The organism is Rothia sp. HMSC072B03, from assembly GCF_001809565.1.
Taxonomy (GTDB): domain Bacteria; phylum Actinomycetota; class Actinomycetes; order Actinomycetales; family Micrococcaceae; genus Rothia; species Rothia mucilaginosa_A.
Map to the genome: position 1 here is coordinate 165,704 of NZ_KV797964.1, position 18,932 is coordinate 184,635.

Sequence of the window (18,932 nt, forward strand, 5' to 3'; positions counted from 1 at the left end):
CGATATGCCCCTCTTGTGGCGGTATTATTACACACCGCGACGGGGCGGACCGGGTGGGGGCCCGGGAGAGCACGGGGCCCGCGCGCACGGATGATTCTCGTGTGCACGGGCCTCTCGATAGTGGCTCTTTCGTCCGGATGCGGACCTCCCGGCTCCGCCCGGCCACCCCGCGGGCCGTTAGCTCGTGAAGTACTCGCCCTTCATCTCGAGCAGACCGCCGGCTCCTTCGGCCACGCCCAGGCGGTGCGCGATAAGGCGATCCTGTAGCTCATTACCCGAAACCAGATCCACCAGAATCTGCGGGTACTTGGTCGAGCAGCGAATGAACTCGTCGTAGGCCTCATCGCTGAACGCGGTGTTCGTGATGAAGGTGCCGAGCTGACCGCCTCGGGCGTGTACGGCCAGGAAGAATTGGGTGACCTCCCGCGGGGAAACCGTTCCGGAATCCAGACGTAGGGCCCGAATGTAGAACGCGCGTTCTGCATCGCCGCTGGCGGGGGTCGCCACGCCGTCCACGCCCTGAGCATCCAACGGCTCAACGCTGTAGCCGCGCATGAGGAACAGATCGAACCCGATGCGGCGGAACCGCTCGTCGCTCACGCCCGCCAGCGCCGGGACCAGGGCCTCGCGGCGGAAGACCGCGCGGTAGCGCTTGAGAGCCTCACGCACCTGGGATGCGGCGACCTCAAGGGCTGCGGAGGGCTCGACGCTCACGGTTGCGGCGGGTGCCTCGGAAACGGCGGGGGCCGTTGCTTGTGCGGGGGCCGGAACCGAGACGGGTACCGCGGGGCTTCCGAGGCCGAGGGGGTAGCGGGCGCGGCGGCACCCGGGCGGGCCAGCATCGCGGGGGATGCGCCCGGCACCGGCTCGGCACGATGCGACTGCTCACGAGCGGCCAGGCGGGCCTGACGCTCGGCAGCGCGCGCCTCCTTGGCTGCCTGCACCGCCTGCTCGCGGGCGGCAAGCTCCTCGGCAATATCCTGCGGCAGCTTGTGCTTGAGCGATTGCGGCGGCAGGGGCGCCATGCGGGCGGTCACCGCCTCCGGGGCGCCCTCGGGGAATCGCTCCAGCAGCTCGCGACCCGACTCGCTCAGCTCGTAGCGTTCCGGGTTCTTGCGGGAGGTGCGGCCCGTACCCTCGCGCAGGGCGTTCAAGAGCCGCTCACCCTTGAGCACGTGCATGGCCACCGAGAAGCGGTTGCGCAGGCGCGGGGTCAGCTTGTAGCGGTGCGGCGCGATTTCCCCCTGCAGGTAGGGGATGTTGAGGGAAGCCTTCAGCTCGTCGTACACGTCGTAGTACGAGATGCGCGGGCTCTCGCTCACAATCTTCAGGATCGGGTAGAGCAGCTGGTGCGGGTAGGGCAGCGCATCCACCGCGGCGGGGTCGAGCAGGGCCGCGGTCACCAGGCGTTCAACCTTCGGCTCCTGAGCCTGCGCGAGCGCGGGGGCAAAATCCGGTCCCAGCGAGTACACGGTGTCGCGCTCGGAGAGGTAACGGTGCGCGGTCAGCACGTCGTAGAGGTAGTCCTGCGCCTCAATCCGCTGGAAGTAGGGGTTCTCCGCGGCGGCCTTGAGACGTTCGTCCCGCTCGAAGACCTGCTCCAGGCTGGGCAGGCTCAGCTCGACGTCCGCGCCGCCATCGTTGAGCACGCCGAAGAGCAGGGCGCCCATGTGCACCAGCAGCTTCTCGGTCGCGAGAATATCCTCTGCGGTTACGGCGGCGGCATCGTCCTCGGGGACCTCCTTCAGCACCGAGGACAGCTCGGCGGCGGGTACCGCCTGCTCGGGGTAGCGTGCCACGAGTTCCTTCGCCTCGGGCGAGAGTGAGTACAGGGTCACCGGCGAATCGGTGTGCTCGTGGATGGTCTTCGTGCGCAGGTATCCGGCGCGGGTCAGCAGACTCAGCGCCCGGGCGATGGCGGGCTCGACGATGCGCTGCTCCAGGTAGGACAGGCCGTACCAGCCCTGCACGAAACCGCACTCGCGCAGCACCAGTTCGCGAATCTTAACGGGGGCGGTCGCGGGGTAGGAGGGGGTGACGCTCAGCACGATCGGCAGCAGCTCGCAGACCGTTAGATGCGAGAGCAGCTCGGGGTAGAAGCGCTGCAGGTAGTACAGGTAGACGCCGGTCTGCAGGGGCAGAATCTTCGCGAGGTCGCGGGCCTGGCTCTCCTTGGGGGCGGCGAGTAGCTCGCGCCCGGCCTCGCTGAGCGCGTAGTTCAGGTTGCCGGGGTGCAGCTGGCTGAGGGAAACCTCCAGGTAGTCGCTGTTGACGAGGGCGGTGATGAGTTTATTGACGGCCTCGCGGAAGAGCACGGTGTCATCGACGGCGATAAAACGCTGAGTCATGGTGAAGCCCAGGTCCACACCGACCGGGGTGTACGTATCGGGGAAGAAAACCTTCTCGCCCCGCTCGGATGCACGCTCAAAGTGGTGCAGGAGCGAGAAAACGGCCGCGAGGCTGAGGGTGTGAGCCTGCTCGGGCAGCGCCTCCCAGGAAGTCTGTTCCTGCAGCTGACGCAGGTCGGAGTGATCGAGGTGAAGCATCGTTTTATTCACAAAAGCCACTGGGGGGATTCCTTATCGTGATTTAAATGTATGAATTTATGGTGGTGCGACGCGCCGCGAACGACGCTCGGGCCGAGTAAGGGCGGCCCCCGAGTGAATATTGCGGGGCTTATCTCCCTAACCCGGAGCTGTCCTCTGCTCTGAGAACGCGAGGAATATGCGTCGCATAACATTCTTTATTCTAGCCGTACAAGGCGGCGCTCCCCATTTTGGGGTAAGCCGAGAAATACGCGGAAGAAAATATGCGGAAGATAGGTGCCGGAATTAATGACGAGAAATACCGAGAAATCTACCGAGACATCAACGGGCGCCGCGGGGAAATGGGGGCCGAAAGAATTTGCCGCAGCGCATATCGTGGCCGGCAAATATCCGGCGAATATACATACGTATATCGCAAGCTCGTGTCGCAGGCGTAAATCCCCGTGCGAGCGGCCGCGGTAGCTGCGCCACCAGCACGGGGTAGGTTAGGGTTCTATGCCCTTCTCGAAGTACTCTTCGTCAATTGTGTAGCCACATTCGCCCTCGCCCTCGCGCACGCCCACGCGATGGCGAATCATGAGCTCCACCAGCTTGTGCTGATCGACCAGGGCTATATTGCGCGCGCCCGGAAGGCCCTGCAGGTACTCGGGAACCGGCTGGGCGAACGAACCGCAGGTCACGAGCACACCCTGCAGACCGCCGTGCAGAAGAACCGCCCCGGCCAGCTTCTGAATCTCATTGGGCGTAACCTTCATGGTTCCGCAATAGTGCTTAACCTGAATGTAAATGGGAGCGAAATCGAGACCGTCGGAATAGCGGGCAATAACGTCGACGCCCTTATCATCCACGCCGCCGGTCACCTCGGTGATAAAGCCGAGGGCCGTAAAAATATCGGCCACAATATGCTCAAAATATTCCGGGGTAACGGCGTAAATATGCTGAATTAAATCCCGCGTAAAATGCTCGGCAAATTCAGCCTGGGCGTGCATAATTGGCGATTCGCTGGCCTTGAGTATCACGTCGAGGGGAGTGCCCTGTGGTGACCCGTCACCGAAACCCGCCTCTCCGGGGGTGCCGGTCGCGGCGAGTTGCTCCTGCACGCTTTCAGCCTCTGCCGGGAGGAACGCATCCAGCCCCGAATCCTCGGAGGAATGAGAGAAGAGCGAGCGCCGCGTCTGCGCCTCCTGAAGGAGGGCGTTGGCCTGTTTCTTAAGCTTTTTGGCGCTCTTGGCGGTCAGGTTTTGCGCGCACAGCGACTGAACCTGCTTGACCACGCGCGGCGGCACGGTGCCGCGCAGATGCGGGGTGCAGGTGAGCTCCGCACCCAGGGGAGTGAGGAGGTACTTGCGCTTCTCCCACGGGGTAAGCCGGGGCATGAGCTGGGCGTAACGCAACGCCACCAAGATCTTAAGGGTGGTACGCACCGCAGCCGCAAAATCGGTGGATTCGAGGTCCGGAAGATCCTTCCGCGAGCCGAGGGCCTTTGTCTGCTGTCGTAGCTGTTCACAAATATAGGCGGCTGTGCGAGGTGAGGTTTTCGACAGGCGCCGTAGCGTCGGCAGGAGAAGTGTGATGTAGACATCCGGAGGGGGCTTGTGATTTTTAGTCATATTTTTAGACACGTTCCCTGTCGTATATCAACACTATTATGATTGTGTGTATATCGTATCACTAAAGCGCATCATTATGCCCTATCCGGGTGAATTATGACGGAACCACTCGGTTATCTGTATTCTGCGATGAATACGGTGCTATTTCGATAAAGAAGCCAGAAAATAAATGATTCCCGCCGTGTCTTTCGACAATCGGCGGGAACCAATCTAAATCGGAGAGAAAGCCTACATGGGGCGCGCGCGCCTCCACGAACCGGGGCCCGGACGCAACGAGGCGCCCAGACGCTGACGACGGTTCAAGATGCGCGAAGCCGCACCCACCAGCGTGTTCTGCTCCTGGTGCGCGGCGTTCGCCTGCATCGCGGCCACCACGGCGGTCAGAGCCGCGAGCTCCTCCTCGGTCGGGTTGCCCTTCGTGACCTTCAGGAACGGCTCGTGCTCCTCGGCCTCCTCGTGATGTGCCTCAGCCCGACCGCGGGGCGAAGGGGCGACCGCCTCGGAATGTGCCCGGGACGCGCCGCGCGAGGAAGCGTGCGCGCCCTCGCGGCCTCGACCCGACGGGGCGGGGGTCGCCGAGGTGCTCGTCGCATCCTTCTTCTTGCCGAACGAGAAGTAACTCAGCGGATTGTAGCCTGCCATCGGCACGCCTCCTTAGAACCTAAGAACCCGCACGGTTCGACCCTCCTGGTTTCGGAGGGAGCGAACCGTGCGGTACGGGGCGCGGGCGGCACCCCAATACATGGGAGTAGAAACGCTATTGTCGCGAGGTTTACAGCGGGATGTTGCCGTGCTTCTTCGCGGGGGTGGCCGCACGCTTATCGTGCAGGGCGCGCAGCGAGGAGATGATGCGCACGCGAGTCTCGCTCGGGGCGATCACCTCGTCGATGTAACCGAGCTCAGCCGCCTGGTAAGGGTTCAGCAGCTCCTCCTCGTACTTGGCGATCAGCTCGACGCGGCGTGCCTCAACGTCACCGCCCTCGGCGGCCAGCGCAGCCAGCTCGCGGCGGTACAGGATGTTAACGGCGCCCTGCGCACCCATCACACCAATCTGGGCGGTGGGCCAGGCCAGGTTGATGTCGGCGCCCAGCTTCTTCGAACCCATCACGATGTACGCGCCACCGTAGGCCTTGCGGGTAATGACGGTGACCAGCGGAACGGTCGCCTCCGCGTAGGCGTAGAGCAGCTTCGCGCCGCGGCGAATAATGCCGTTGAACTCCTGATCGGTGCCGGGCAGGAAGCCGGGCACATCCACGAAGGTCAGAATCGGAATGTTGAAGGCATCGCAATTGCGCACGAAGCGGGCGGCCTTCTCGGAAGCCGAAATGTCCAGGCAGCCGGCGAACTGCATCGGCTGGTTGGCGACGATACCGACCGTGCGGCCCTCAACGCGGGCGTAACCAATCATCACGTTCGGGGCGTACAGCGCCTGCATCTCGAGGAAGTGGCCGTCGTCCACGACCGACTCGATAACCTCGCGCATATCGTAGGGCTGGTTGGCCGAATCCGGAATCAGGGTATCCAGATCCAGGTCGTCCACGGTCACCTCGGGCTCCTGATCGTGCTCAAGCGGCAGGGACTCCGTGAGGTTATTCGAGGGCAGGAACTCCAGCAGCTCGCGCACGAAGTCGAAGGCGTCGTCCTCATCCTCGGCCAGGTAGGTGCTGGTGCCGGTCACGGAATTGTGCTGACGCGCGCCACCCAGGGTCTCCATGTCCACGTCCTCGCCGGTCACGGTCTTGATGACGTCCGGGCCGGTGATGAACATGTGGGAGGTCTTATCCACCATGACGATGTAATCGGTCAGGGCGGGGGAGTACGCCGCACCGCCGGCGCAGGGGCCCATAATGACCGAAATCTGCGGGATCACGCCGGAGGCGCGCACGTTCATACGGAAGATATCGGCGAACATCGCCAGCGAGGCCACACCCTCCTGGATGCGGGCGCCGCCGCCGTCGTTAATGCCGATGACGGGGCAGCCGTTCTTCAGCGCAAACTTCTGCACCTTCACGATCTTCTCGCCGTTGACCTGCGAGAGGGAACCGCCGTACACGGTGAAATCCTGAGAGTACACGGCGACCAGGCGGCCATCCACCGTGCCGTAGCCGGAGACCAGGCCGTCGCCGAGAGGCTTCTTCGACTCCATGCCGAAGGCCGTGGTGCGGTGGCGCGCCAGGGCGTCGAACTCAACAAAAGAGCCCTCGTCCAGGAGCATTTCGATGCGCTCGCGGGCGGTGTTCTTACCACGGGCATGCTGCTTTTCGATGGCTGCCTCACCGCTGGGCACGTAGCTACGCTCGCGGCGCGCGTAAAAATCGGCGAGCTTACCGGCGGTGGTGCTCAGATCGTATTCCTGCTGGAGGTTCTCGGACATTATTCCTCGTTCCTGCTCCTACCCGACGCGACGGGAGCCAGTGGTTGCGGTGATGGATGTTTGCCCTCCCCGACGACGGGACGGGCATAACAGTGCATATCCTTAAACTATAGTGCGAACTGGGGCACACATGCCAGACGAAGAGCGCACATCCCATCGTTAGATACACTCGCGTGCACGCAGAAATCCCCTCCGCGCGGGCCCTTATGAGCCGCGGGAGGGGAAGCGTCCGTATCGACGACGGAAAACGACTAGATGGTGCCCAGCACGGGGTTCCAGACGGTCACAGTGTGCGAAACCACGGCGCCGCCGACGTTCATGGGGTCGTTAGCCACAATCTTCTCGGCGTCCTCAGCGGAGTCGACCTTCGCAATCAGCAGGGCGCCGGTTGCGACCTCGCCGTCGAGCAGGGGGCCGGAAACAATCAGGTTGCCGGCCTCAATCTGAGAGGCCAGGTACTCGCGGTGAGCCGGACGGTACTTGGCCTGCTCCTCGGGTGCGGCGTAAACGTAGGTAATTGCGTAGTGAGCCATGGGGACTTCCTTCGGGCTAAAACTCGGGATGAGCGGGGCGGACCCCGCTTCTGCTTCGGTGCATTACACACCCGCACTGTCTAATGTACCGTCTCGTCGCCGCCGGGAACAGCGGGCACGCAAAGAAAGCGGCGGAAGGGGCGCGGTGGACGGCCGCTTGATGATATCGTGAGAACCCGCACCGTTTGGGCAGAACCGAACGGGCCGCAACGTGCCGACGGGTGCCGCGCGAAGCACGAAAACCAGAACAAACCAAAAACCAGAACAAACCGGGGGAGAACATGACCGAAAGCAACGAGAGCGAACGGACTCCGGCCACCGTGCTGGATACCACCGTGCTGGATGCACCCCGCGCCCGCACCGCCGCCCTGGATGCCGGCTACGCGAGCGTGCACCTCTTCGACAGCGTGGACTCCACCACCACCCGGGCCCGCGAACTGCTCATGAACGGAACCGACGCCGACCGCGAAAGCCTCGGCGAACTCTCCGTCTTCTCAACCCTCTACCAAAGCGACGGCCGAGGCCGGCTGGCTCGCCCCTGGACCGCGCCGCCCGGCGCGTGCCTGGCCACGAGCATCGTGGTGCGCCCGCACGCCTCGACCGAACCCGGTACCCGCGAACTGCCCGAAGACAGCTACCACTGGCTCACCCTCGTGGCCGGGCTGAGCGTCGTGGACATCTGGCGGCACTACGGCGCCGAGGCCCACCTCAAATGGCCCAACGACGTTATCGCCAACGGGGCGAAGGGCTGCGGCGTGCTCGCCCAGCTTGTACCCGAAAGCGGAGCCAACGAGGGGCTACGCAGTATTATCGTGGGCATCGGCCAGAACACCAACATGACCGCAGGGCAGCTCCCGGTCCCCACCGCCACGAGCCTGCTTCTGTGCACGGGACGCACCGTCGACTCGACCGAGGTGCTCGAGCGTCTGCTGATCGCCTTCGCCCGACGCTACCGCGCCTTCCTGCGCGCCGGGGGAGACCCCGAGGCCGCCGACCCCCTCACCGGCGCGCCCAGCCTGCTGGATGCGGCCCGCGCCGTGTGCTCCACCCTCGGCGCCGAGGTGGCCATGAGCCTGCCCGACGGCAGCGTCGTGCGCGGCGTGGCCGAGGACATGGACGCGCAGGGACGCATCCTGATTCGTCGCGAGGACGGCACGCTCGCCCCCTACGCGGTGGGCGATATTGAGCACCTGCGCCCGGCCAACGGTAGCTACGGGGACTTCCGACCGGCACACTAGAGGTACGAGAAGACCCCGGCGACCGACTCGCCAACACCAGACCCACCACCAATCGAGGAGTGCCATGCGCCTGCGCGGACAACTCAACCCCGGCGAATACGTCATCGTCGCGACCCGCCAGCACCCGGGGGCGCTGCTGCCCAGCCTCACCTGCCTGCTGCTCGGCATCGCGGCGGCGGCCTTCGCATCCACGGCGCGTTCCTCCGCGATCCTCTGGTGGGTCGGCACAATTGCGGCGGTCGCTTTCTTCATCGGCGCACTGCGCATCGGGTGGCGCTGGCTGACCACCGGGTACCTCATCACCACGCACCGCCTGGTGGTGCGGCGGGGGCTCGTGACCTGCACGGGCGACGAGTCTCTCTACCTGGATTCGCTCGGGCGGCGCTGGGTGCGTGAGAGCGTTCCGGGGTCCTGGCTGGGGTACGGTTCGGTCTACGTGGTATGCCGCGGAGTGCACCACCGTCTGCGCTACGTTCCCGCCCCCGAACGCTTCGACGCGGAGCTGGAGTCGGCCTACCGCGAGCACTACCCCCTGCGCGCCGGCTACATCTAAACTTCACCGTTTCGCCGCGCCAAAGCGGACTCGTGGGACAGACCCTCGGCTGAACCCCGCCGGAAAAACGCTGACTGGAGTATCCTTAACTGTGAAATACTCCACTACCGAGCCCTCTCATGGGGGTAGAGGTGAGCCCGGAACCACACGCCGGGTGGGGTGCAGGGCACGATTCGCCGCGGCGGAAGGCGCCCTAACCGGCGGGAAGCGTTCGCGCGGCAGGCATTTAATGCCCCGGCGGATGGCGCAAGCCCGGGCAGAACAACGAACTATTCATCCGGCAGAGAAGAAAGGACCGGTAACGGTTATGAGCACGGCGAACCACTACCGACCCGAACCCTCTCCGCGGGAATCGGGCGACGCCGCTCCGGCGGGTTCCTCCGGCGGGAGCATGGGCCCCGAAACCCAGATGCTCAACCTCAAGATTCTGCAGAACCTCGCCCAAAACAACATCTACCGGGACGAACGCTCCAAGGAGGGCGTGCGCGCCCTCGAGAAGTCCCTGCTCGGCGAAGGCAGTCGCTACACCCCCTCGCAGGCCTCGGAGCTTGCCGGGATTCCGCTGGAAGCGGCCCGCCGCATCTGGCGCAACATGGGGTTCCCCGATATCGCCCCGAACGTTCCCTACTTCACCGATACCGATGTGCGCATGCTCGCCGACCTGCGGGCCCTGGACGACGAGGGCACGATTCGTATGGAGTACGTGGTGTCCCTGGTTCGCGCCGAGGGCCAGCTGACCGATCGCACGGTCGCCTGGCAGATTGAGGCCCTGGTGCACAACATCATGGTCACCGAGGACGTGGACGACAACGAGGCCCGCCGCAAGCTACTTCTGGATTTCCCCCGCTACCTCGAGACGCTCGAGCACCTGGCCGTCTACGCCTACCGCCGTCAGATGTACGCCGGAATCCTGCGCCTGGGCCTGCGCGAGAACAGCGCCACCAGCTCGGGCATCGCCCACCTGCCGCTCGTGCGCGGCGTGGGCTTCGTGGACCTGGTCTCGTACACCTCCCTGGTGCGTAACCTGGACGCGGCGGCCCTCTCGCAGCTCATTAACCACTTCGAGCAGAGCTGCCTGGACGTCATCGCGCCTCTGGGCGGACGCATCATTAAGACTCTTGGCGACGAGGTGTTCTTCCTCACCGAAACCCCGGATGCGATAGCCGAGATCAGCCTGCAGCTCTCCGAAAAGATTGGCGCAGACCCGCAGTTGCCGGATGTGCGCGTCGCCTTCATCTGGGGCGAGGTTCTGGCCAACCGCGGCGACGTGTACGGCTCCAGCGTGAACCTGGCCTCGCGCCTGGTTTCCCTGGCCGAACCGGGAACCGTGCTCACCGATAATGAGACGGCAAACACACTCCGACAGGTGGGAAATCATTACACCCTCACATCCCAGGGAACGCGAAACGTCCGAAGCTTTGGTAACGTAGACCCCGTGGCGGTGACCCGTCGCGCACACTACACTATGGAGATCAACCTCTCATGACTGAACTGAAACTACGTACCGGCGGTGCCACTCACCGCGGCGCACATCGAGAAAACAACGAAGATTCGATGGTCGTCGCCGGTTCCCTCTGCGTGGTCGCGGACGGCATGGGCGGCCACGAAGCCGGCGAGGTCGCCTCACGCCTGTGCGTGCGTCAGCTCGCCTACTCGCCTTTCTTCACGATGCCCGGCGGCCGCAGCGAAAGCGAGCAGGCGGCCTACACCGAACGCATCGCCGCCATTGACGAGAGCGACCCGGTCAAGCGTCGCCGCCGCATCAACGCCGAGCTGAACAAGGAAATCGTGCAGGCACTCGACCGTCTGCACGACATCCTCGGCGAAACCAACGAGGAGATCAAGGAAGCTCTCTCGCGTTCCGGCGGCACCACCGTGACCGGTGCATGGCTGACCCGCATCGGCCGGCAGAACCTGTGGGTCGTCTTCAACATCGGCGATTCCCGTACCTACCGCCTGATGCGCGAGGACGACGGCATCCACCACTCCAGCATGGAGAAGCTGCCCGGGTCCGAGGGCGCCGCATCGCTGGAGCAGATTACGACGGACCACTCCGAGGTGCAGTACCTGGTCGACGAGGGCCAGATTACGCCCATGGAGGCGCTAACCCACCCGCGCCGCAACGTGATTACCCGCGCGCTGGGCACCGGCAACTACTGGGAACCGGACTTCTGGGTTCTGCCCGCACGCCCCGGCGACCGCCTGATGCTCTGCTCCGACGGCCTCTCCGGCGAGCTGTCGCACGAGTACATGGCCCGCGTGCTCACCTCGATTCGTCACCCGCAGGACGCCGCGGACGTGCTGCAGCACGAGGCGCTGCGCTCGGGCGGCCGTGATAACATCACCGTCATCGTGGCGGATGCCGTCGAGGCCTAAACCCATAGTTCTGATGCACCCCCCCCCGCCTTCAGCGGGTACTCGCTCGAGTGCCGGCAGGATGCGGGGGTGAACTCTACCCGCGGGAAACCGGCCGGGAAGGAGCCGCCGTGACGGCGGCGGGGGAGGAGCGCGCCCCAACACGTTAAACTGGACGGGTGACTGAGAACAACGCCCCCACCACCGCACCCGCTGAGACTCGAGCAGAGAGCCCCGCAGAAAACTCCGAGAAGATTACGGATGCCTTGCGCGCCGAATACGCGGAGCTGACAGATAAGATTCGCGCCGCCCGCCGCGCCTACTACAACGAGGACGCACCGTTCCTCTCCGACGCCGAGTACGATGCTCTCTACCGCCGCCTCGAAATCATCGAGGCCGAGCACCCGCTCATCATCGCCAACGACTCGCCCACCCAGGAGGTCGGCGGCGAAGCCATCGAAGCCTTCGCGCCCGTCACCCACCTGGAACGCATGTACTCCCTCGAGGACGTCTTCTCCTTCGAGGAGCTGCGCGCCTGGCTGACCAAGACCGAGGAGAGCGTCCGCAACCTTACCGGCGCCGCCCCGCGCTGGCTCACCGAGCTGAAGATCGACGGCCTGGCCGTGAACCTGCTTTACCGCAACGGCACCCTCGTGCGTGCGGCAACCCGCGGTGACGGCACCACCGGCGAGGACGTCACCCACAACGTGCGCACCATTGCGAGCATCCCGCAGCAGCTGAGTGGCGAGGGCCACCCCGAAGAAATCGAGATTCGCGGCGAGGTGTTCATCTCCTCCGCCGACTTCGAGAAGCTCAACGAGTCCATGATTGCCGCCGGCAAGAACCCCTTCGCGAACCCGCGTAACGCAGCGGCAGGTTCGCTGCGCCAGAAGGACCCGGCGGTGACCGCCTCCCGACCGCTGAGCATGTACGTGCACGGCATCGGCTCGCGTACCGGCCTGGAGATTGACACCCAGTTTGAGACCTACGACCTGCTCGCCTCCTGGGGCCTGCCCGTGAGCCCCTACAGTGAGCTGACCGATTCGGTCGAGGGCATCTTCGACTTCATCAACCGCTACGGCGAGCAACGCCACTCCCTAGTGCACGAGATTGACGGCATCGTCATCAAGGTCAACGATTTCGCAACCCAGGCGCAGCTGGGCTACACCTCTCGCGTGCCGCGCTGGGCCGTGGCGTACAAGTACCCGCCCGAAGAGGTGAACACCAAGCTGCTGGACATCCGCGTGGACGTGGGACGCACCGGCCGCGTGACCCCCTACGGCGTCATGGAGCCCGTGTTTGTCTCGGGCTCGACCGTGGAGCGGGCCACCCTGCACAACCAGGACGTGGTCAAAGCTAAGGGCGTGCTCATCGGCGACACCGTGGTGCTGCGCAAGGCAGGCGACGTGATCCCCGAAATCGTCGCCCCCGTGGTCGCCCTGCGCGACGGCACCGAACGCGAGTTCGTCATGCCCAGCGAGTGCCCCTCCTGCGGCTCGCCCCTTGCCCCCGGCAAGGAAGGCGACGTGGACCTGCGCTGCACGAACCCCCGCTCCTGCCCGGCGCAGCTGACCGAGCGTGTGTACTACGCGGCAAGCCGCGGTGCCTTCGACATTGAGGCGCTGGGCTTCGAGGCCGCCAAGGCGCTCACCAGCCCCGCAACCCCGGACACCCCTCCGCTGACCACCGAGGCGCATCTCTTCGACCTGACCCCCGAGGACCTGCGCGAGGTGACCATCGAACGTGAGAAGAAGGTCAAGGGCGTGGGCACCGGGAAGATGGAGCGCGTGCCCTACTTCTACACCAAGCCGACCAAGGCGCGCCCCGAGCCGAAGCCCACGAAGAATACGCTGAACCTCTTCGCCGAGCTGGAGAAGGCTAAGCAGCAGCCGCTGTGGCGCGTGCTGGTTGCCCTCTCTATTCGCCACGTGGGCCCGACCGCCGCCCGTGCGCTTGCGACCGAGTTCGGTTCGATGCAGGCTATCCGCGAGGCGGATCGCGAGCGTCTGGCCTCGGTGGACGGCGTGGGCCCCACCATTGCGGACTCGATTATCGAGTGGTTCGCTGAGGATTGGCACGCCGAAATCGTGGACTCCTGGGCCGCCGCCGGCGTGCGCATGGAAGATACTCGTGACGAGTCCGTGGAACGCACCCTGGAGGGCTTGACCGTGGTTGTGACCGGCACGCTGAACGGTTACACCCGTGACGGCGCGAAGGAAGCCATTATTTCTCGCGGCGGCAAGGCCTCCGGCTCGGTCTCGAAGAAGACCCACTTTGTGGTGGCCGGCGCGAACGCCGGCTCGAAGCTGGATAAGGCCGAGGCCCTGGGCCTGCGGGTGCTGGATGAGGAAGGCTTCACCGCCCTGCTCGAGGGCGGCCCGGAGGCGCTTGATACCGGCTCCGAAAGCACCTCCGGAGAGTCGGAGGCGTAAGCCGTCGAGGTATTCCCCTGTCTCCGCGGGCCGCGGTACTGTGGGTCGCGGGGTATTTGAGGTATGTATGTACGCCATTCGGGCCCCGAAGAGTGTTCTTCGGGGCCCGAATACCAAAATTTGGCACTTGTAATTACCACAGTTTCTGGGGGTTGGAGAGCTTAAAACACTCCGAGAGCGTAGAAATATTTAAAATTTTTTTACACGCTGTTCGAATCCCCTATTAGGGCGGTGCGGGCACCCGTTAAAGGAGGCGGAGGGCGGGGGAGCGCATCCGGCTAAACCCCCTAGAAAACCCCGGAATATCGGGGAAAACGGGTCGAAAACCCCGGGATTCAATCGGGGGATTAACGTTTCCTGCACTCTTTACCTTAAAGAACCCTGGGAGAAGTCAGGACGTTCGCTGTGAACCTAAAACGGGGTTGGAAACCGCCACAACCTCGGCTATCTTGGAGACCAGAAAGATTCTCGTCAGGGAATCGCTTATGTGGTTTCAAGCTTGGAATGCTTGAAACGATGCCCGGTTCTACCGCACGTCCCCACCGAGGAAGTGCCACCGGATTCCGCGCACTAGCGCAGAATCGCTCACGGTGACATGAAATCGGTGGAGAGCCGCTCACATGGTAGAGCCAGAAAATGAGTAACCTACTTCGTTATCAAAGGGTGAGCGGCGCCGCGCCAGAGTTCCGGGGACGGAACGAGCGGGGACGGCCCCAAGGAGCATTATGAAGAACACTTCCATTCGTCGTACCGCAGCAGCTCTCGCCATCGGTGGCGTTGCAGCAGCTACCATGTCGATGCCCGCTGCAAACGCAGTAGACGGTGCTACCTGGGACGCACTGGCACAGTGCGAGTCCGGTGGTAACTGGTCCATCAACACCGGTAACGGCTTCTACGGCGGTCTGCAGTTCACCCAGCAGTCCTGGAACGGCGTCGGCATGTCCGGCTCCCCCGCGAACGCTACCCGTGCACAGCAGATCGAGGCAGGCGAGCGTCTGCTCGCTATCCAGGGCTGGGGCGCATGGCCCGCATGCTCCGCTAAGCTTGGCCTCTACGGCAAGACCGGCGCAGCTCCCACCTACACCGAGCCCACCACCTCGACCGCCGCAACCACCACCGTGGCTGCACAGTCGCAGACCCAGCAGACCTACACCGCTCCCGCGGCACAGGCTGCACCCGCAGCTCCTGCAGCTCAGGCTGCACCCGCAGCAGTTGAGGCTCCCGCAGCAGCACCGGCAGCTCAGGCAGCTCAGGCAGCTCCCGCAGCAGTTGAGGCTCCCGCAGCAGCACCGGCAGTTGAGGCTCCCGCAGCCGCACCCGTTGCAGCTCCCAAGGCTGCAGCAGGCACCTACACCGTGGTTCCCGGTGACTCCCTCTCGCTGATCGCTTCGAAGCTCGGCGTTGCAGGCGGCTACCAGGCAATCGCCGCTGCGAACACCGACATCATCTACAACGTTGACCTGATCTTCCCCGGCCAGGTCCTGAACATCCCCGCATAAGGTTCACCCCTGAAGCGGTCGTTCTGACGCTGTACCACAACGCCCCGCCCTTCACCGAAGGAGCGGGGCGTTGTGCGTTAACCTCCGGTAGCGGAGCCGAACGTACCCGGTGAAGGCCGTCGCCGCACACCCTCTCGGGCGGTACCCCGACCGATAGGTAGGCAGAACGCCTCCCGAAGAGACGAGAAACCCAACCTCCACTACACTAGAGAAGAAACAAAAAACAAAACTACGGGAGAACCATGTCTGCCATCACCTTTGAACAGGTCAAGCACCTGGCATCGCTGGCACTCATTGAGATGACCGATGAAGAACTCACCGCGATGGCGTCTGAACTCGACATCATCGTCGCATCCGTTGAGACCATGTCGCAGAAAGCAACTGCCGACATCCCCGCGACCAGCCACCCGATCCCCCTCGAGAACGTCTTCCGCGAAGACGTACCCGTCCCGACCCTCACCCAGGAAGAGGCGCTCTCCGGCGCCCCCGACGCACAGGACGGCAAGTTCCGCGTGCCGGCAATCCTCGACGAAGACTAAGAGGAGACACACCAAGTGAACGAACTGATTCAGCTCACCGCCGCCGAAGCCGCCGCCAAGCTGGCCGCCGGCGAGATTACCTCCGTCGAACTCACCCAGGCGCACCTGGACCGCATCGCCGCCACCGATGGCGCACCCCTGAGCGATAACCGCGCAGACGGCAAGAGCGGCCTCAACGCCTTCCTGCACGTCAACGCCGAAGAAGCACTCGCCACCGCGGCAGCAGTGGATGCAGACCGCGCAGCGGGCAAGGAACTGCCCCCGCTGGCCGGTGTGCCCATCGCCGTTAAGGACCTCATCGTCACCAAGGGTCAGCCCACCACCGCGGCATCCCGCATGCTTGAAGGCTGGATGAGCCCCTACGACGGCACCGTCACCCGCAAGGTTCGCGAGGCACGCATGCCAATCCTCGGCAAGACCAACCTCGACGAATTCGCCATGGGCTCCTCCAACGAGCACTCCGCGTTCGGCGTGGTCCGCAACCCCTGGGCACTCGACCGCGCCCCCGGCGGCTCCGGCGGCGGCTCCGCAGCGGCCGTCACCGCGTTCCAGGCGCCCCTGGCCCTGGGTACCGACACCGGTGGCTCCATCCGCCAGCCCGCAGCGCTGACCGGTAGCGTCGGCGTCAAGCCCACCTACGGCTCCGTCTCCCGATACGGCGTCATCGCCATGGCTTCCTCCCTCGACCAGGTTGGTCCCGTCGCACGCACCGTGCTCGACACCGCCATGCTGCACGAGGCCATCGCAGGTCACGACCCGCTCGACTCCACCTCTCTGCCCGATACGCCCGGCAACTTCGCCGAAGAGGCCAAGGCAGGCGCAGAAGCAGCCCGCAAGGGTGACCTCTCCGGCCTGCGCGTCGGCGTCATCAAGGAGCTCGGCGGCGGCGACGGCGAAGGCTTCGAGGCCGGCGTGCTCGCGCGCTTCCGCGAATCCGTCGAGGCTCTGCGCGCCGCGGGCGCCGAGATTGTTGAGGTCTCCCTGCCCTCCGTCACCGAGGCCATCAGCGCCTACTACATGATTATGTCCTCCGAGGTGTCCTCCAACCTGGCACGCTACGACGGCGTGCGCTACGGCCTGCGAGTCGTGCCCGAGGACGGCCCCGTCACCATCGAGCGAGTCATGGCCGCCACCCGCGCCGCCGGCTTCGGCCACGAGGTGAAGCGCCGTATCATCCTCGGCACCTACGCGCTGTCCGCAGGTAACTACGACGCCTACTACGGCGCCGCACTGCGCGTGCGCACCCTCATCCAGCGCGACTACGCAGCAGCCTTCGAAAAGTGCGACGTGCTGATCTCCCCGACCGCGCCCTCCACCGCGTTTAAGCTCGGTGAGAAGACCGAGGGCGACCCCATGGCCATGTACCTGGGCGACGTCGCCACCGTGCCCGTCAACCTGGCGGGCGTCCCGGCGCTCTCCCTGCCCGGCGGCCTCTCCGAGGAGAACAACCTGCCCGTCGGCATCCAGTTCACCGCACCCGCCCGCGAGGATGCTCGCCTCTACCGCGTCGGTGCAGCCCTGGAAGAACTGCTGACCGCAAAGTGGGGCGCACCGCTCTACAAGAGCCTGCCCGACACCGAAACCCTGATCCGCGACTTTGACTTTGGGGGAACCAAGTAATGAGTGAAGAAGTCCTCAGCTTCGAAGAAGCCATCGAGAAGTACGATCCCGTCCTCGGCTTCGAGGTGCACGTTGAGCTGAACACCAACACCAAGATGTTCGACTCCGCACCCAACGAGTTCGGCGATACGCCCAACACCAACATCACCCCCGTCTCGCTCGGCCTGCCCGGCGCGCTGCCCGTGGTGAACAAGACCGCCGTCGAGTCCGCCATCAAGCTCGGCCTGGCGCTGGGCTGCGATATCGCGGATAAGTCCTACTTCGCCCGTAAGAACTACTTCTACCCGGACTCGCCGAAGAACTTCCAGACCTCCCAGGCCGACGGCCCCATCGCCGAAAACGGCTCCCTGGACGTCGAGCTCGACGACGGCACCATCTTCACCGTCGAGATTGAGCGCGCCCACATGGAGGAGGACGCCGGTAAGCTCACCCACGTCGGCGGTGCCGACGGCCGCATCCAGGGTGCAACCTTCTCCCTGGTCGACTACAACCGTGCCGGCGTGCCGCTCATCGAAATCGTGACCCGACCCATCGTCGGTGCCGGCGAGCGAGCACCCGAGCTGGCCCGCGCCTACGTTGCCGCCATCCGCGACATCGTGCGCTCCCTCGGCATCTCCGACGCCCGCATGGAACGCGGTAACGTCCGCTGCGACGCCAACGTCTCCCTCATGCCCAAGGGCGCAGAGAAGTTCGGCACCCGCTCCGAGACCAAGAACGTGAACTCCCTGCGCTCGGTCGAACGCGCCGTCCGCTACGAGATTCGCCGCCACGCCGCAATCCTCGAGCGCGGCGAGAAGGTCACCCAGGAGACCCGCCACTGGCACGAAGACACCCGCGAAACCTCCTCGGGTCGCCCCAAGTCCGACGCCGACGACTACCGCTACTTCCCGGAGCCGGATCTGGTCCCGGTCGTCACCAACAGCGAATGGATTGAGCGTCTGCGCGCCGAGCTGCCCGAACCGCCGGCAGAGCGTCGCCGCCGCCTCAAGAACGAATGGGGCTACTCCGACGAAGAGTTCCGCGACGTCGTCAACGCCGGCGCACTCGACGTCATCGAAGAGACCGTCGCCGCGGGTGCAACCGCTGCGGCAGCCCGCAAGTGGTGGATGGGTGAAATCGCCCGCCGCGCAAAGCAGGCTGAGGTTGAGCTCACCGCCCTCGGCGTGGAGCCCGCAACCGTGGTCGCCCTCGAGGCTCTCATCGGCGAAGGCAAGATCAACGACAAGATTGCCCGCCAGGTGCTCGAGTTCGTCCTCGCCGGTGAAGGCACCCCCGCCGAAATCGTTGAGGCACGCGGCCTCGCCGTGGTCTCCGACGACGGCGCGCTCACCGCAGCCGTTCAGGAAGCACTGGCAGCAATGCCCGACGTTGCCGACAAGATCCGTGCCGGCAAGATTCAGGCAGCCGGCGCTATCGTCGGTCAGGTCATGAAGGCTACCCGCGGTCAGGCTGACGCCGCCCGCGTGCGTGAGCTGATTCTGGCTGAGTGCGGCGTGGAAGGCTAAACTTTTCTGCTGACCCGGCTCTAACGAAAGAGGCGCTGTCTCCTGTGTGGGAGGCGGCGCCTCTTTCGTTTGCCTTTGTTTCGCTTGGAACGGTGGTTATCGTCCTCGTTCCTACAGGGAACCCGCCC

The 18,932-nt window shown here is 64.7% G+C and carries 15 protein-coding genes; 9 read left to right on the forward strand and 6 right to left on the reverse strand.

All coding sequences use genetic code 11. From position 1 onward, the window contains the following. Nucleotides 1-177 precede the first annotated feature (177 nt). The 6 genes from HMPREF2630_RS09250 to HMPREF2630_RS01260 all read right to left on the reverse strand — a co-directional run bounded on the left by HMPREF2630_RS09250 (nt 178) and on the right by HMPREF2630_RS01260 (nt 7,063). The gene (locus HMPREF2630_RS09250) at nt 178-714 is read right to left on the reverse strand and encodes a restriction endonuclease (protein ID WP_246822731.1); all 537 of its coding nucleotides are present in this window, start codon (nt 712-714) and stop codon (nt 178-180) included. Beyond that, nucleotides 711-2,567, reverse strand: a complete 1,857-nt coding sequence (locus HMPREF2630_RS01240; protein ID WP_246822732.1) for a restriction endonuclease — start codon at nt 2,565-2,567, stop codon at nt 711-713. The genes HMPREF2630_RS09250 and HMPREF2630_RS01240 overlap by 4 nt, the downstream gene beginning before the upstream one ends. Nucleotides 2,568-3,031: 464 nt before the next feature. Next, nucleotides 3,032-4,156, reverse strand: coding sequence for a restriction endonuclease (locus HMPREF2630_RS01245; protein ID WP_070483058.1), 1,125 nt, complete (start codon nt 4,154-4,156; stop codon nt 3,032-3,034). Between the two features lie 228 nt (nt 4,157-4,384). Next, complete coding sequence (locus HMPREF2630_RS01250) at nt 4,385-4,798, reverse strand: acyl-CoA carboxylase subunit epsilon (protein ID WP_070483060.1); 414 nt, start codon at nt 4,796-4,798, stop codon at nt 4,385-4,387. Between the two features lie 130 nt (nt 4,799-4,928). Then, nucleotides 4,929-6,530: an acyl-CoA carboxylase subunit beta gene (locus HMPREF2630_RS01255; protein WP_070483062.1), complete on the reverse strand. Its 1,602-nt coding sequence runs from the start codon at nt 6,528-6,530 to the stop codon at nt 4,929-4,931. Between the two features lie 251 nt (nt 6,531-6,781). Continuing rightward, nucleotides 6,782-7,063: a YciI family protein gene (locus HMPREF2630_RS01260; RefSeq protein WP_070483063.1), complete on the reverse strand. Its 282-nt coding sequence runs from the start codon at nt 7,061-7,063 to the stop codon at nt 6,782-6,784. Nucleotides 7,064-7,344: 281 nt separating this feature from the next. Between HMPREF2630_RS01260 and HMPREF2630_RS01265 the strand changes: the two genes are divergently transcribed. The 9 genes from HMPREF2630_RS01265 to gatB all read left to right on the forward strand — a co-directional run bounded on the left by HMPREF2630_RS01265 (nt 7,345) and on the right by gatB (nt 18,804). Then, nucleotides 7,345-8,301, forward strand: a complete 957-nt coding sequence (locus HMPREF2630_RS01265) for a biotin--[acetyl-CoA-carboxylase] ligase (RefSeq protein WP_049345079.1) — start codon at nt 7,345-7,347, stop codon at nt 8,299-8,301. 64 nt (nt 8,302-8,365) lie between these two features. After that, a complete protein-coding gene (locus HMPREF2630_RS01270) occupies nt 8,366-8,854 on the forward strand; it encodes a glucose ABC transporter permease (protein WP_070483065.1) in 489 nt (162 codons plus the stop codon). Nucleotides 8,855-9,161: 307 nt separating this feature from the next. Then, nucleotides 9,162-10,340: an adenylate/guanylate cyclase domain-containing protein gene (locus HMPREF2630_RS01275; protein WP_070483068.1), complete on the forward strand. Its 1,179-nt coding sequence runs from the start codon at nt 9,162-9,164 to the stop codon at nt 10,338-10,340. Further along, nucleotides 10,337-11,230, forward strand: coding sequence for a PP2C family protein-serine/threonine phosphatase (locus tag HMPREF2630_RS01280; RefSeq protein WP_070483069.1), 894 nt, complete (start codon nt 10,337-10,339; stop codon nt 11,228-11,230). The genes HMPREF2630_RS01275 and HMPREF2630_RS01280 overlap by 4 nt, the downstream gene beginning before the upstream one ends. A 158-nt stretch (nt 11,231-11,388) precedes the next feature. Further along, the gene (gene ligA / locus HMPREF2630_RS01285) at nt 11,389-13,641 is read left to right on the forward strand and encodes an NAD-dependent DNA ligase LigA (protein ID WP_070483071.1); all 2,253 of its coding nucleotides are present in this window, start codon (nt 11,389-11,391) and stop codon (nt 13,639-13,641) included. Nucleotides 13,642-14,366: 725 nt separating this feature from the next. Continuing rightward, nucleotides 14,367-15,140 (forward strand): transglycosylase family protein, encoded by a 774-nt coding sequence (locus HMPREF2630_RS01290; RefSeq protein WP_049343071.1) that lies wholly within the window; start codon nt 14,367-14,369, stop codon nt 15,138-15,140. 242 nt (nt 15,141-15,382) lie between these two features. Continuing rightward, entirely contained in the window at nt 15,383-15,679 is a 297-nt protein-coding gene (gene gatC, locus HMPREF2630_RS01295) for an Asp-tRNA(Asn)/Glu-tRNA(Gln) amidotransferase subunit GatC (protein WP_049332870.1), read from the forward strand. Between the two features lie 15 nt (nt 15,680-15,694). Continuing rightward, complete coding sequence (gene gatA / locus HMPREF2630_RS01300) at nt 15,695-17,299, forward strand: Asp-tRNA(Asn)/Glu-tRNA(Gln) amidotransferase subunit GatA (protein ID WP_070483073.1); 1,605 nt, start codon at nt 15,695-15,697, stop codon at nt 17,297-17,299. Continuing rightward, nucleotides 17,299-18,804: an Asp-tRNA(Asn)/Glu-tRNA(Gln) amidotransferase subunit GatB gene (gene gatB / locus HMPREF2630_RS01305; protein ID WP_049332865.1), complete on the forward strand. Its 1,506-nt coding sequence runs from the start codon at nt 17,299-17,301 to the stop codon at nt 18,802-18,804. Before gatA ends, gatB begins: the two co-directional genes overlap by 1 nt. Nucleotides 18,805-18,932 lie beyond the last annotated feature (128 nt).